At 65.6% G+C, this 13,588-nt stretch carries 12 protein-coding genes and 1 pseudogene; 10 read left to right on the top strand and 3 right to left on the bottom strand.

Annotation, left to right across the window (positions count from 1 at the left end; translation table 11 throughout):
- Positions 1-47 precede the first annotated feature (47 nt).
- The 3 genes from MNI96_RS08570 (at position 48) to MNI96_RS08560 (ending at position 4,143) form a co-directional block, all read left to right on the top strand.
- Positions 48-803: a hypothetical protein gene (locus MNI96_RS08570; protein ID WP_249692119.1), complete on the top strand. Its 756-nt coding sequence runs from the start codon at positions 48-50 to the stop codon at positions 801-803.
- 238 nt (positions 804-1,041) lie between these two features.
- Positions 1,042-1,827 carry a Bax inhibitor-1/YccA family protein gene (locus tag MNI96_RS08565; protein WP_249692117.1) on the top strand — a complete coding sequence of 262 codons (786 nt, stop codon included), beginning with the start codon at positions 1,042-1,044 and terminating at the stop codon, positions 1,825-1,827.
- A 255-nt stretch (positions 1,828-2,082) separates the two neighbouring features.
- Positions 2,083-4,143 (top strand): S8 family peptidase, encoded by a 2,061-nt coding sequence (locus tag MNI96_RS08560; protein ID WP_249692115.1) that lies wholly within the window; start codon positions 2,083-2,085, stop codon positions 4,141-4,143.
- Positions 4,144-4,227: 84 nt separating this feature from the next.
- Here the strand turns inward: MNI96_RS08560 and MNI96_RS08555 are convergent, their stop codons facing one another.
- Entirely contained in the window at positions 4,228-4,638 is a 411-nt protein-coding gene (locus MNI96_RS08555; protein ID WP_249692113.1) for a DUF2794 domain-containing protein, read from the bottom strand.
- Positions 4,639-5,173: 535 nt separating this feature from the next.
- Between MNI96_RS08555 and MNI96_RS08550 the strand changes: the two genes are divergently transcribed.
- Positions 5,174-5,695, top strand: a complete 522-nt coding sequence (locus MNI96_RS08550; protein WP_249692112.1) for a GNAT family N-acetyltransferase — start codon at positions 5,174-5,176, stop codon at positions 5,693-5,695.
- Positions 5,696-5,716: 21 nt separating this feature from the next.
- Here MNI96_RS08550 and MNI96_RS08545 read toward each other — a convergent pair whose 3' ends face one another.
- Entirely contained in the window at positions 5,717-6,295 is a 579-nt protein-coding gene (locus tag MNI96_RS08545) for an NAD(P)H-dependent oxidoreductase (protein WP_249692111.1), read from the bottom strand.
- Between the two features lie 154 nt (positions 6,296-6,449).
- Here MNI96_RS08545 and MNI96_RS08540 point away from each other — a divergent pair, with 154 nt between their 5' ends.
- The 6 genes and pseudogenes from MNI96_RS08540 to MNI96_RS08515 all read left to right on the top strand — a co-directional run bounded on the left by MNI96_RS08540 (position 6,450) and on the right by MNI96_RS08515 (position 11,748).
- Complete coding sequence (locus MNI96_RS08540; RefSeq protein ID WP_249692110.1) at positions 6,450-7,070, top strand: TetR/AcrR family transcriptional regulator; 621 nt, start codon at positions 6,450-6,452, stop codon at positions 7,068-7,070.
- 170 nt (positions 7,071-7,240) lie between these two features.
- Complete coding sequence (locus MNI96_RS08535) at positions 7,241-8,275, top strand: TRAP transporter substrate-binding protein (protein ID WP_249692109.1); 1,035 nt, start codon at positions 7,241-7,243, stop codon at positions 8,273-8,275.
- A gap of 20 nt (positions 8,276-8,295) precedes the next feature.
- Positions 8,296-8,814, top strand: a complete 519-nt coding sequence (locus tag MNI96_RS08530; RefSeq protein WP_249692108.1) for a TRAP transporter small permease — start codon at positions 8,296-8,298, stop codon at positions 8,812-8,814.
- A pseudogene (locus MNI96_RS08525) lies at positions 8,811-10,173 on the top strand (TRAP transporter large permease). The gene MNI96_RS08530 and the pseudogene MNI96_RS08525 overlap by 4 nt, the downstream one beginning before the upstream one ends.
- Positions 10,174-10,300: 127 nt before the next feature.
- Positions 10,301-11,290 (top strand): hypothetical protein, encoded by a 990-nt coding sequence (locus MNI96_RS08520; RefSeq protein WP_249692107.1) that lies wholly within the window; start codon positions 10,301-10,303, stop codon positions 11,288-11,290.
- Between the two features lie 32 nt (positions 11,291-11,322).
- Complete coding sequence (locus MNI96_RS08515; RefSeq protein ID WP_283776377.1) at positions 11,323-11,748, top strand: type II toxin-antitoxin system MqsA family antitoxin; 426 nt, start codon at positions 11,323-11,325, stop codon at positions 11,746-11,748.
- A 6-nt stretch (positions 11,749-11,754) separates the two neighbouring features.
- On the opposite strand, the gene MNI96_RS08510 is transcribed toward MNI96_RS08515, so the two are convergent.
- Positions 11,755-13,443: an acyl-CoA dehydrogenase family protein gene (locus MNI96_RS08510; protein ID WP_249692104.1), complete on the bottom strand. Its 1,689-nt coding sequence runs from the start codon at positions 13,441-13,443 to the stop codon at positions 11,755-11,757.
- Positions 13,444-13,588 lie beyond the last annotated feature (145 nt).

Here is a 13,588-nt window from a genome sequence, read left to right as displayed (position 1 = left end):
CTGCGTTCCGGGGCGGCGCATGCCATGACACCCCGGGGGACAAGACCATGCCCAAGACCCGCCTGCACGCGGCCCGTGCCGCCTTTCTCGCTGCCGCCATCGCCCTTACCGGCACGGCCGCCCATGCCGAGTCGCCCTTCCATACCGGCGTCTGGCAGGTCAACGAGCCGACGGGCCCGAACGGCCTGGTGGTCAGCGACTGGCTGGTCTTCGAGAACGGGCTGCCGAAGCGCTGGCTCTATCGCCGCGCCGGCACCAACGACCAGAACCAGTTCGACTTCCTCGTGCGCAACATCGGCGAGAGCACCTATGCACCGGTGCAGATCCGCGTCTACCGGACCGGCGACCACGAGATGAAGTACACCACCTTCGTCAAGGGAGCCGAGCCGGTCGAGCATCCGGCCAAACGCCTGTCCATCCCCAACTACAAGAACTCCTGCCTGTCGGTGGAGAACAAGGGCGAGCGCCTCTTCGGCACCTGGACGGGCACACCGGCCGCCTCCTTCAAGCGGTTGCGCCTGTCGAAGACGAAGTTGACCATCGACGGCCAGGCCCGCAACGTCGAGGTGGCGCCCGTGCGCGTCGGCCGGCTTGGCATTGTCGAGAACGGCCAGCCGATCGCGTTCCTCACCGATGCGGGCGGCGACTACGCGGTGCTCCAGTGGTTCAAGCCGGGCATCGACACCGCCACCATGGGCGATCCGAAGAAGGAAATCCTCGATTTTGCCCGCGAGGAGATCGTCCGTTGGCCGGGGGGAACCTGCGACCGGCAGATCCAGTCGCGCCTGAAAGCGATGAAATAGGCGGTTCCGACGGTTAACCCCCGCGGCAAAATGACAGAACGGTAATGTTCGCCGGTCCGATTGCACCTTGTGGGCTGACCGGCTTGTGCCCATATTCAGGGGGACGTGCGTGCGACCGTTGCGGAACGCGACGTTCGCATGACAGGCACGGGGTTGCGCAAGGGGCATCACAGGGCTTCCGGCGCGGCCGGGAGACCGCCCGAAAGGGCAACCGTTTCAAGGGATAGAGAGGATTTCGATGTCGACCTTCGACCGCAATTCCAACATGAGGTACGCTGCGGCCGGCGCACAAGCACAGGCCGGCGTCTATGATGAGGGCCTGCGCGCCTACATGCTGGGCGTCTACAACTACATGGCCCTCGGCCTCGGCATCACCGGTGTGCTGGCTCTGGCCACGGCCTATTTCGCTACCACGCAGGATCCCGCCCAGGCGGCCGCCACGCTCGGCAACGGCACCCTGCTGACCCAGCTCGGCGTCGTTCTCTACGGCAGCCCGCTGAAGTGGGTGGTGATGCTCGCCCCGCTGGCCATGGTGTTCTTTCTGAGCTTCCGCATCCAGTCGATGAGCGCCTCCACCGCGCAGACCACGTTCTGGGTCTATGCGGCGCTGATGGGCGTGTCGCTGTCCTCGATCTTCCTCGTCTATACGGGCGGGTCGATCGCGCGGGTGTTCTTCATCACCGCGGCCTCCTTCGGTGCGCTGAGCCTCTACGGCTACACCACCAAGAAGGACCTGTCGGGCTGGGGTTCGTTCCTGTTCATGGGCCTGATCGGCATCATCATCGCCTCGCTGGTCAACCTCTTCCTGGCCTCTTCGGCGCTGCAGTTCGCCATCTCGGTGATCGGCGTGCTGGTCTTCGCGGGCCTGACCGCCTACGACACCCAGCAGATCAAGGAAATGTACTACGCGGGCGACGGCTCCGAGGTTGCGAAGAAGAAGTCGATCATGGGCGCCCTGCGCCTGTACCTGGACTTCATCAACCTGTTCCTGATGCTGCTGCAGCTGTTCGGCAACCGCGAGTAATCGCGGACCCGACACGCTCCAAGCGGTTCGACGAGGGCGCGGCGCAAGCCGCGCCCTTTTCGTTTGCGCGCCCTCGCGCTTAATCTTCGGCCGGCCCCGGTTTGCAGAGCGTCCGGGCGCGGCGCCACTGCGTCCATTTCTGACTTTCAGGCGCAAAAATCGCGATATTTCAACGCGCCCGGCAATTGACGGAACCGGCCTCCTCACGATTATCTCGCCCCGTTCTGTACTCCCCCTCACGGTCGAACGGATCCCATGTCCCGCGTTGCCAGAAGACTTGCCCGCGCTGTCCGCGCCTCCACCTGCCTGTCGGTCCTGCCCCTCGCCTTTGCCGCCCCCCACACGGCGGCCCTGGCGGACGAATACTCGGCCCAGTGGGGCCTCGGCATGATCGGCGCCCGCATCGCCCACGAGCGCGGCTGGACCGGCCGCGGCGTCACGGTCGGCGTCGTCGACAGCGGCATCATCGCCGGCCATCCGGACCTCGAGCCCAACGTCACGCCGGAATCCTTCAGCGGCCACACGCTCGGCCCGTCCGACGGCGACGCCGTCGGCCACGGCACCCATGTCGCCGGCACCATCGCGGCGCTGGCCAACGGCGTCGGCATGGTCGGCGTCGCGCCAGGCGCGCGGGTGACCTCGATGCAGCTGTCCGGCCCGGACGGCGAGATCGACGAGACCCGCCTCGACAGCATCGCCGCCTCGGCGATCTCCTACGGCCTCGACCTCGGCATCGAGTTCTTCAACAACTCCTGGGGCTCCGATCCGATGATGCCGGAGACCGGCGCCGACGTGGAGACGGTGCGCAACCTGTTCGAGACCCGGCGTCCGGAGATGATGGCGACCTTCCGCCGCGTCGTCGACCAGGGCGCCGTGCTGGTCTGGGCCAACGGCAATGACGGCTTCCCCGGCGTCGCGCTGGAGCCGGGCCTGCCGCACATCTTCCCCGAGCTGCATGGCCACTGGCTGTCGGTCGCGGCCGTCGGGCGCGACGGCACGCTCGCCGACTATTCCAACCGCTGCGGCCTTGCCATGACATGGTGCCTGTCGGCGCCGGGCGGCGGCGACGACGAGGATGCGGACGGCATCTATTCGACCTCCAACACCGGCGGCTACGTCAACATGTCGGGCACCTCGATGGCCGCTCCCCATGTGACGGCCGCGCTCGCCATTGCCCGCGAGATGTTCCCCGATGCCGCGGCCACCGATCTCGCCCAGCTGGTGCTGGCAACCTCGCGCGATGTCGGCGACCCGGGCATCGACCGCGAATACGGCTGGGGGCTTCTCGACCTCGCCAACCTGACCGCCACCCGCGAGGGCAGCACCGCCTCGGTGTTCAGCCAGTCGCAGACGGCCCAGGCCTCGACCCTGTCGCAGATCGCCGGAACCATCTCGAACCTCGCCGCCGCGCACGGATCGGGCAACGCCATGCCCGGCACCGTCAGCCTGTCGAGCCATGGCGCGGCTCCCGGCGAAGCCGCCCGCTACCGGCTGTGGGGCTCGATGCTCGGCAGCTTCTCCAGTATCTCGGCCAGCGCCGGCTCGCCCGGCAGCATCAGCCGCACCGGCGGCATGCTCACCGGTATCGACGTCACGCTCGCCGACGGCATCGGCGGCGGTGTCGGCATCGGCTTCACCTCCGGCAACAGCCAGGGCGGCGGCAACACGGCACGGGCTACCGGCCTGCACGCGGTTGCCTATGGCAGCTACTCGGCCGGCGGCTTTTTCGCCGACGCGGCCGGCGGCCTGACCCGCTTCGAGACGAGCCGCACGCGCAATTCCATCGCCGGCGCCGGCGGTGCCGTCGCCTTCACCGGCTCGAGCAACGCCATCGATGTCGGCGCCTGGTCGAATGCCCGCATCGGCATGACGTTCGAGACGGTCGGCGCAACCGTGCAGCCCTATGTGCAGGCGCGCCTCGTGCACCAGTGGCTGGGCAGCTCGACAGAGACCGGCGCCGGCGTCTTCTCGCTCGCCGCCCCGTCCGCCAATGCCAGCCAGTTCGATGCCGGCGCGGGCGTGCGCGTCGCCGCACCCGCCATGGCGCTCGGCACCGCCGCGACCCTCGCTCCGGTGGTGGATGTGGCCTATGCGCGGGCCATCGGCTCGCTCGGCGACCGCCGCAGCGCCACCATGCTGGGGGCTCCGGTCGCCGCCACCGGCAACGGCGTCGGCCGCGACATCGCCCGCCTGTCGGCCGGCGTCGAGGTCAACTCCACGACCAGCGGCCTGTCCGGCACCCTCACCTATGCGGGCGAGTACCGGGCACGCGCCCGCTCGCACGCCCTCGCCGCGCGCATGTCCTACAAGTTCTGACGTTTCACGGTTCCGTGCTCGCAATCCCTGCGGCACCCCCTTGCGGAGGCTGGCCTGTCCGGCCTCCGCCTTTTCCTCGCCGGGTCACACCAGGCTGAGGTGGCGCTTCTTCTCGAAGACCTTGAGCACCTGGGCGAGATCGCCGCCGCGCTTGAGGATCACCCCGCCGGTGCCGACGACCGCATAGGCGCCCTGCCGCTTGGCATTGCGCGGCACCTTCTCGATCCGGAACAGCGGCATTTCCGAGCTGCGACGGAAGATCGAGAACACCGCCCGGTCCTTCAGATGATCGATGGCGTAGTCGCGCCATTCGCCCGAGGCCACCCGGTGGCCGTAGACCCGCAGGATCAGGTCGAGTTCGCGCCGGTGGAAGGAGACCAGCGCCGGGGCCGGAGGGGCGGCCGATGTAGCGACCGGACTGCGGGCAGGCGCGAAGCCGGAGATTGCCGCCGGCTCCGCACCTGGCCTGGATGCCTCTTCATCGAATTCGCTCATCGCGCCTTCTGCCTCGCCGCCCAATGATCAGCCTGTCATCCAGCCGTCATGATGGGCTCCCCTATCCGCCTTTGGCAAGTCCCGGCCAGTCCGGCAGCGGCCGGCGCCCCCCGGCATCGCCCGATATCCGCGCCGTGCATCGATGCGACAAACCCTTGGCAGAAATGACACTTCCGGAAAGTTCGCGCTCGCCCTCGGGGGCTTTTTGCACCTGGTGTCGATTTCATAGTTTCGCCCCATTGCAGCCCAGACGGTGCCATCTTGGCCGGCGAGATTGGCATCGTTGCATAAGGGACTGACGACAAGGCTTCGGTACGCAACAGCCCCCCAGCCCCCCGGGGTTTTGTCTCAGGCGTTCCCCGGCCCGCAAGGGCCGAGATTGCAACCGGAAGGGCCGGCTCCAATGCCGGCCCTTTTCCGTTTCTGCAGCATGTGCCCCCCGTTTCTCCGCTTTTTCCACCTTGTCGGCGACGGCCTTTGATCAGGGCATGCGCAACGGCTTTTGTCGGCCGGCGAAGGGCGCTATCATGGTTCCATGAGTATCGGCCTGACAGCCCTGCGCCCTGCGCTCCACGACGATGCCGAAGCGCTCGCCACCATCCACGAGGATGCCTGGCGAGCGACCTATCGGGGTATCATCGACGGCCTGGAGCTCGAGCGGATGATTTCCCGCAGGGGTCCGAAATGGTGGCGCACCGCCCTGTCGCGCGGCGTCCAGATCCAGATCCTCGAAGTCGCCGGCATTCCCGCCGGCTATGCCACCTGGGGCCGCAGCCGCATGCGCGAACTGCCCTTCGAGGGCGAGATCTACGAGCTCTATATCCGGCCCGATCACCAGGGCCTCGGCTTCGGCAGCGAGCTCTTCACCGCAACCCGCGCGGCCCTGGCCCGCGCCCGCCTCGATGGCCTTGCCATCCGCGTGCTCAAGGACAATGACGAGGCGGTCCGCTTCTACCAGCGCCGCGGCGGCCAGATCCTGATGACCAGCCGCGAACGCGTCGCCCAGACGACGCTCGACCTCACGGTCTTCGGCTGGTTCTCCGAGGAGCGGTTCTGAAGCGCGCGCCCGCGCGAATGCTCAGGCAGCCGCGCCGTAGCGTCCCGCCGCCTCGATCCAGCCCTTGCGCTTTGTCTCGTCCGAGCCCTGTACCGGCGCGAAGGTGCGGAAGCGGATGCCCCTGAAGCCGCAAAGCCCGAGGATCTGCGATTTCATCGCCCGGTATCCCGGCACCCGCTCGATCAGGTAGAGATACCAGCGGGGCGAATCCGCGGTTACCAGCACTTCCGCAGTCCGTCCCTGCAGCAGCTTTTCCGGCAGCATCTGGCCGGACTTGTAGCTGAAAGCGAAGCCCGGCAGCAGCACCCGGTCGATCAACCCCTTCAGCTTGGCCGGCATCAAACCCCACCACATCGGATGGACGATGACCAGGTGCTCGCACCAGGCAATCTTGTCCTGCACCTCGGCCAGGCACGGCTCCAGCACCTTTTTCGGCTCGTAGCCCGCCCCCATGTCGGGATCGAACGTCATGTCGGACAGGCGCAGCAGCGTGACGTCGTGCCCGGCGCCGGCGGCGCCCTGCACATAGGAGACGGCCAGCGCGCCGCACAGGCTGTCGGGGCCGGGATGTCCATCCAGAACCAGAATGCGTTTCGGCATTGTCTCTCTCCGGTTTCGCGTGTATCCATGCATAATTGACCGCGGTCATTTTTTGATACCCCATTTTTTGACCATGGTCAATAAATAAATTCACGCGGCCCTCGCAGGCAGCGCAAAACCGTCTCGAAAGAGAGCCGCGAGAGAAAGGACTGGAATGGTCGGACGCCCGCAGAAACGCACCCGCGAGACCCGCGACAAGATCCTTGTCGCGGCGCGCGACCTCTTCGATACGCACGGCTACGAGGAGACGAGCGTCGATGCGGTGGCCGAGCGCGCCGGCGTTGCCAAGGCGACCGTCTTCGCGCATTTCAACGACAAGACCAACCTGCTGATCGCGGTGCGGATCGGCAGCCTCGATGCGCTCGCCGAGGCGATGCGCGCGAAGATCGACAGCGGACCGTCCGGAGATCCGGCCGCCTTCCTCGCCGATCTCTTGCATCCCTGGCTGGCGCTCTATCGCGCCGATCCGGAATTCGCCCGCCTCTATCTCGTCCAGTCGACGCTCAAAGACGCCCCTTGGACCCGCCAGTTCCTCGAGGTCTGCTACCGGCTGGAGGAGACCGTCATCGAGGCGGTCGCCTTGCTGCAGGCCTCAGGCCGCCTTGCCGCCGGTGCCGAACCCGTCCTTCTGGCACAGGGGATACTGGCCTTTTTCTACCATATGATCGTCGGCTTCAGCATCGGCGCCATTCCGCAGGCCGAGGAGCAGGCCGCCCTCTTCGACCGGCTCGTCTCCCGCTGGCTGTCCACCGCCCTCCCGCCGCCCGGCGCATAGGCGCCGCGCTCGCCCCACGCCGGCGCAACACGCTGACCTGCCCGCACCTTTCCGCTCCCCTCGCCGCCTCCGGCAACCGTCTTGACGTCGCGACCGTTTCCTGAAAAGTTGCAACTGAAACTAATATCCGGCAACGGCAGGGTCCCTCGGCCGGAACATGGGAGGAAACAATGCGCTTCACGGTGAAATCCGCCGGGTTCGGCCTTGCCGCGCTCGCTTGCGGGCTCCTTGCCGGCCTTGCCGGTGCCCGCGCCGACACCACCCTGGTCATGTCGTCCTGGCTGCCGCCCAAGCATCCGCTGGTCGAGAACGCCATGAAGCCCTGGGCCGAAGAGGTCGAGAAGGCGACGGAAGGCCGGGTCAAGGTGCGCGTGCTGGCGAAGCCGCTCGGTGCCCCGCCGGCCCATTACGACATGGCCCGCGACGGCGTCGCCGACATCACCTACGGCCTGCACTCCTTCACCCAGGACGACCGGTTCCTGCGCTCGCGCATCGGCCAGTTCTCCTTCCTCGGCGACGATGCGGTCACCGTCTCCAAGGCCTATTGGAAGGTCTATGCGGGCACGCTGGACGCAGCCGGCGAGCACGAGGGCGTCAAGCTGCTCTCCGTCTTCGCCCACGGCCCCGGCATGGTCCACAACAACCAGCGCAAGATCGAAAAGCCGGAGGACTTCGCCGGCCTCAAGCTGCGCACGCCGGGCGGCTACATCGCCGACCTGATGCAGGATCTCGGCGTCGTCACCCAGTTCATGGGTCCGGGCGAGGTCTACGAGAAGCTGTCGCGCGGCGTCATCGACGGCGTCACCTTCCCGATGGAGGCGCTGAAGGCCTTCCGCCTTGCCGACCACCTTTCCTATACGCTCAAGGTTCCCGGCGGCATCTACAACACCTCCTGGTTCCTGGTCATGAACCAGGCCAAGTGGGACGAGATCTCCGACGCCGACAATGCCGCCATCGAGCAGCTGTCCGGTGCCGCCTTCGCCGAAAAGGCCGGCGCAGTGTGGGATGCGGCCGATGCCGGCGGCGCGGAACTCGTCGCCGGGACCAAGATCGAGGTGTACGAGGCGAACGAGGCGGTCCTCGCCGCCATCCGTGAGCATGCGGCAAAGCACGAGGCCGCCTGGGCCGAAGCGGTCGAGGCGCAGGGCTTCGACGGCGCCGCCGCCTTGGCCGAGCTGCGCGCCGAGACCGGCGTCTCCTTCTGAGCCGGCAGGACGCAAGGGCCATGACGCAAACCGCAGACAAGGAGGGCCGGCCGCCGCGCCGGCCCTTCGCTCATGCTCTGGAGACGCTGCTCTCGGTGGCCTCCGGCGCGCTGCTTCTCGCTCTGACCCTCGTCACCTGCATCGACGTGGTCGCCCGCTACTGGTTCAACGCACCTCTCGCCGGCGCCTACGAGCTGACCGAGATCTTCCTCGCCTCCCTCGTCTTCCTCGCCCTGCCGGTGACCACGGGCCGCGGCGAGCATGTCGAGGTCGACCTCATGGACATGGTCGCGGGCGGGCGCATCACCCGCGCCGTGCGGCCGGTCACCGGTCTGCTGGTGGCCCTGGTCCTTGCGGTCTTTTCCTGGCGGCTGTTCCTGCACGGACAGCGGCTCGCTCAGGACGGCGCGGTCAGCGATTCGCTGTCCCTGCCGCTGGCGCCGGTCGCCTTCCTTGCCGCGGCCGCCTGCGCGCTCGCCTGCCTTGCCGCCGCCCTGCGGGCGCTTCGCCCGGACGCCTCGCGACGGGATCCCTCATGACGGAATCGCTCATCGGCTTCGCCGTCCTGCTTGTCCTCATCTTCCTGAAGATGCCGGTGGCCTTCGCCATGGCGCTGGTCGGCATCGCCGGCTTCGCCTGGATGCGCGGGCTCGACGCCAGCCTCGCCATGACCGGCACGCTGGTCTTCGATGCGGGCCTCGCCTATTCGCTCTCCGTGGTGCCGCTGTTCATCTTCATGGGCAACGTGCTCGCCCGCTCCGGCGTCGCCAACGGGCTCTATGCGGTCGCCAACCATGCGACGGCGCGCATGCGCGGGGGCCTCGCCATGGCCTCGGTCATCGCCTGCGGCGGCTTTTCCGCCGNTCGCCATGGCCTCGGTCATCGCCTGCGGCGGCTTTTCCGCCGTCTGCGGCTCCTCGCTCGCCACCGCCGCCACCATGTCGCGGGTGGCCATGCCCTCCATGCGCCGCTTCGGCTATGCCGACAGCCTGGCCGCCGGCTCCATCGCCGCCGGCGGCACGCTCGGCATCCTCATTCCGCCCTCGGTGATCCTGATCATCTACGGGCTGCTGACCGAGTCCGACATCGGCAAGCTGTTCATCGCCGGCGTGGTGCCGGGCATCATTGGCCTGCTGTTCTATCTCGCCGCCGTGCAGGTCGCCGTCTGGCGCAATCCGGAGCTCGCCCCGCCGGCCACAGAGGCCGAGCCGCTGACCCGGCGCGACGCGCTCGGCGTCTTCGCCCTGGTCGTCCTGTTCGCCATCATCATGGTCGGCATCTATGGCGGCTTCTTCACCCCGACCGAGGCCGCCGGCATCGGCGCCGGTGCCGCCCTGCCGCTCTCGGCCCTGTTCGGCCGGCTCGGCTGGCGCGCCCTCGGCGAGGCCATCGGCGAAAGCACCCGCGCCACCGCGATGATCTTCGCCCTGATCATCGGCGCCGACATCTTCACCAATTTCGTGAACTTCGCCGGCCTTCCCGACGCGCTGTCCGACTTCGTGTCGGATCTTAACGTCAGCCCCTGGCTGGTGATCCTGGCGATCGTCGGCGTCTACATCCTGCTCGGCTGCGTGCTGGAAAGCCTGTCGATGATCCTGCTCACCGTGCCGGTCTTCTATCCGCTGGTGACGGGGCTGGACTTCGGCTCCGGCCTGCTCGCCGATCCCGAACTGGTGCTGATCTGGTTCGCCATCGTCGTCGTCGTGGTGACCGAGATCAGCCTGATCACCCCGCCCGTCGGGCTCAACGTCTTCGTGCTGCGCAGCGTGCTGGAAGACGTCAGCCTGACCACGATCTTCCGGGGCGTCACGCCTTTCTGGATCGCCGACATCTTCCGCCTCGCCCTGCTCGTCGGCGTGCCGTGGATCTCGCTCTGGCTGGTCGTCGCCATGGGGTGAGACGCGCGCTAGGAACGTCTGCTAAAAAAGTCATGACACGTATCCAAGTCGCTGCGAAAATGCCTTTCAGGTATTTCGGACGGGCAACTATTACCGCCTGACCGCCTCTCAGTAGAGGTGTATGTCAATGCTTTCCTACCTCGGCCACCTCGCCTTGCTTGTGCTGTTGTGTTGCGCACCACCAATCAACGGAAGCTGGAGTCAAAGCGAACCTACTCCTGGCACAAAAGAAATAAGCAGCGCCCCAGAGGGCAGCCAATTCAATCCTGAGCTGCAAACCCTTCTGAAAAAATTGGAAAGCATTGAAGCCGCCATTAGAGCCTCAAACACTGAGGATAACACCGAAAATAAATACAAAGAAATTGAAATTTCAGAACGAGATCTTGAAGCGCAGGAGATAATGGCAATATCATCAATATTAATGGTTTTAGTTACGATAATTACTGTGTATTTTATTTTCAGAACTCTATATTATACACGTAAAGCTGCGATACACACAGAGGAAATGATTGATAAAACGAAGGAGAGCATAGAGGTTACAAAGAAAATCGGTGAAAAGCAAATTCAAGCATATATCTCAACACAAAAATCTTCGCTACATATATATCCCTTTCCCTATATAAAACTGACCCTACGAAACTCTGGCCAAAGTCCCGCCATAAATTTGCGTCTCACCTTATCGGCAACTCGATTCCAAACACTCGACGCCTCCAGTCCTGATGCTCCCTTGGATTTTATCAGCGTGACCCACGTCGATAACCGAAACTTCATGGTTATGTTTAGCGACATATCTAGCAACGACTCGATTGAAGTCGATATAAAACTATTTACTCAAATATCACACGCGGAAGAAAAAGGTAAAATCGCACAAAAAATATCGGAAAACCATAGATTCTCCGTCGATTTCTATGGAATAATAGAGTGGGAGAACGTTATGGGTCAAAATGATTTCATTCCTTTGTGGATTAAATTTGGCGAACTACGTGAAGGGGATGAGAACACAATAAGACTTGTCCAGGAAGGGACGAAGCAAATAAATGGAATCATGACACCTTTCGAAAACAAGGAAAGTGGGAAAATTATCGTAAGAAATTTCTCGGACATGCTAGCAAAATAGAAAACTTATGCTTGAAAAATTTGGACGTGATAATGTATTGTTCCCGCGATAAAATCGGAAAACCACTCGCACGCGACCTGCGCCCGGTGACGATTTCCTACAAGGGGCTCTCCCGCACCTTCGACATGCCGGGCTGGTACGCGGAAGGGGTGGAAGACGGCATCCATTCCGGTGAAGACATGAAGGTGTCCGATCGCGAGCTGAATCGCCTGAAGGCCGAGGCCGAGCACCTGCTGACGCCGGACGAGGTTCGCGCGATCCGCCGCAAGCTGCGCCTGAGCCAGCGCGATGCCGGCCTCGTCATCGGCGGCGGGCCGAGGGCTTTCCAGAAATACGAATCCGGCGAGGTTCTCGTCAGCCGCGGCATCGCCTCGGCCCTGCGGCTGCTGGAGCGGCATCCGGAGGAGATCGCGACCCTTCGCTCGCTCATCCCCGATGCCGCCACCAGCTCTGCCTGAGCCCCCTCAGCCGCGATCCTCCAGCACCCTGCGGGCGATCACCTGCGCCTGGATTTCCGCCGCGCCCTCGAAGATGTTGAGGATGCGCGCATCGCACAGCACCCGGCTGATCGCGTATTCCAGCGCGAAGCCGTTGCCGCCGTGGATCTGCAGCGCATTGTCCGCCGCCGCCCAGGCGACGCGCGCGCCGAGCAGCTTGGCCATGCCCGCCTCCAGGTCGCAGCGCCGGCCGGAGTCCTTTTCCAGCGCCGAGAAATAGGTCAGCTGGCGCGCCGCCATCAGCTCCGCCGCCATCATCGCCAGCTTGTCGGAGACGCGCGGGAAGGCGATCAGCGGCTTGCCGAACTGGATGCGCTCCTGCGCATAGCGCAGGCCCAGGTCGAGCGCCGCCTGGGCAACGCCGAGCGCCCGCGCCGCCGTCTGGATGCGCGCGCCCTCGAAGGTCTGCATCAGCTGCTTGAAGCCCTGCCCCGGCACGCCGCCCAGCAGGTTCTCCTGCGCCACCTCGAACCCGTCGAAGGCGATCTCGTATTCCTTCATGCCGCGATAGCCGAGCACCTCGATCTCGCCGCCCGACATGCCCGGCGCCGGGAACGGATCGGCATCCGTGCCGCGCGGCTTTTGCGCCAGGAACATCGACAGGCCCTTGTAGCCCGGCTCCGACGGATCGGTGCGCGCAAGCAGCGTCATGACGTCGGCGCGCACGGGGTGGGTGATCCAGGTCTTGTTGCCGTAGATCTTCCACACCTCGCCCTCGCGCACGGCGCGGGTCTTCAGCGAGGCGAGGTCGGAGCCGGTGTTGGGCTCGGTGAAGACCGCCGTCGGCAGCACCTCGCCGGAGGCGATCTGCGGCAGCCATGTCTGCTTCTGCGCCTCCGTTCCCCCGCGCAGGATCAGCTCGGCGGCGATCTCCGAGCGGGTGCCGAGCGAGCCGACGCCGATATAGGCCCGGCTCAGCTCCTCCGAGACGACGCACATGCTCTCCTTGCCGAGGCCGAGGCCGCCGTAGTCTTCCGGGATCGTCAGGCCGAAGACGCCGAGCTCGGCCATCTCGCCGATCACCTCCAGCGGGATATAGGCGTTCTTCAGGTGCCACTCATGCGCATGCGGCACCACCTTGGCAGCGGCGAAGCGGCGCATTTCCTCGCGCACCTGCTCGTAGGTCTCCTCGAGCCCGGAGGCGCCGAAGATCGAGTTGCCCTCCTGCTGGCGGATCAGCTCGGCCAGCCGCGCCCGCAGCACCGGCGTGTTGCCGGTGGCGATCAGTTCCTCCACCGCCGCGCTGCGGAAGGAAGCCGCCGTCTCCAGCCCGAGCCCGAGATCGGCAAGGCGCACGACCTCGCCCTGGTTCATCGGAATGCCGCCGAAGACCTGCGCCAGATATTCCGCGAAGGCGAGGCGCACCAGCAGCTCTTCCGTCTCGCCGAAGCGGCCCTCCTCCTCCAGCCGCCCGGCATAGGCGGCGAGCTGGCGCAGCGCCTCCACATAGGTCGCGAGCCAGGCGAGCCCGTGGGTCGCGCGCTGCTCGGCCTCGAGCCTCTCCCCCGACAGCCGCCCATCGGCCGACACCACGCGGGCGCGCACGCGCGCAGCCGCCGCATCGAGCAGCGCGCCCAGCGTTTCCACCGCCTCGCCCGCCAGCGCCGTCAGCCGCGTTTCCCGTGCCTCGTGACCGAATTCGCTCGCCAGGGACATGCCTTCCTCTCCATTGCCGTTTCCCGCCGCACCCCGCCCCTCCCGGCAGGCGATGCTGCAGCGCAAACAATATCGCGGCGGCTTGGCGAAGCAATGCTTCTTTTGAAGGAGGTGAAAAGCAATAATATTTCATGCATTTCGCGAC

The organism is Stappia sp. WLB 29, assembly GCF_023507705.1.
Lineage (GTDB): Bacteria > Pseudomonadota > Alphaproteobacteria > Rhizobiales > Stappiaceae > Stappia.
The sequence above is the reverse complement of the archived record's forward strand: the minus strand, read 5'-3'. Positions and strand labels throughout refer to the sequence as shown.

What these genes read in the sequence shown, in the direction of transcription:
- MNI96_RS08550 (WP_249692112.1), top strand. Translation starts at nt 5,174, where the DNA reads ATGAGTATCGGCCTGACAGCCCTGCGCCCTGCGCTCCACGACGATGCC.
- MNI96_RS08530 (WP_249692108.1), top strand. Translation starts at nt 8,296, where the DNA reads ATGACGCAAACCGCAGACAAGGAGGGCCGGCCGCCGCGCCGGCCCTTC.
- MNI96_RS08510 (WP_249692104.1), bottom strand. Translation starts at nt 13,443, where the DNA reads ATGTCCCTGGCGAGCGAATTCGGTCACGAGGCACGGGAAACGCGGCTG.
- MNI96_RS08540 (WP_249692110.1), top strand. Translation starts at nt 6,450, where the DNA reads ATGGTCGGACGCCCGCAGAAACGCACCCGCGAGACCCGCGACAAGATC.
- MNI96_RS08520 (WP_249692107.1), top strand. Translation starts at nt 10,301, where the DNA reads ATGCTTTCCTACCTCGGCCACCTCGCCTTGCTTGTGCTGTTGTGTTGC.
- MNI96_RS08555 (WP_249692113.1), bottom strand. Translation starts at nt 4,638, where the DNA reads ATGAGCGAATTCGATGAAGAGGCATCCAGGCCAGGTGCGGAGCCGGCG.
- MNI96_RS08565 (WP_249692117.1), top strand. Translation starts at nt 1,042, where the DNA reads ATGTCGACCTTCGACCGCAATTCCAACATGAGGTACGCTGCGGCCGGC.
- MNI96_RS08545 (WP_249692111.1), bottom strand. Translation starts at nt 6,295, where the DNA reads ATGCCGAAACGCATTCTGGTTCTGGATGGACATCCCGGCCCCGACAGC.
- MNI96_RS08570 (WP_249692119.1), top strand. Translation starts at nt 48, where the DNA reads ATGCCCAAGACCCGCCTGCACGCGGCCCGTGCCGCCTTTCTCGCTGCC.
- MNI96_RS08560 (WP_249692115.1), top strand. Translation starts at nt 2,083, where the DNA reads ATGTCCCGCGTTGCCAGAAGACTTGCCCGCGCTGTCCGCGCCTCCACC.
- MNI96_RS08535 (WP_249692109.1), top strand. Translation starts at nt 7,241, where the DNA reads ATGCGCTTCACGGTGAAATCCGCCGGGTTCGGCCTTGCCGCGCTCGCT.
- MNI96_RS08515 (WP_283776377.1), top strand. Translation starts at nt 11,323, where the DNA reads ATGTATTGTTCCCGCGATAAAATCGGAAAACCACTCGCACGCGACCTG.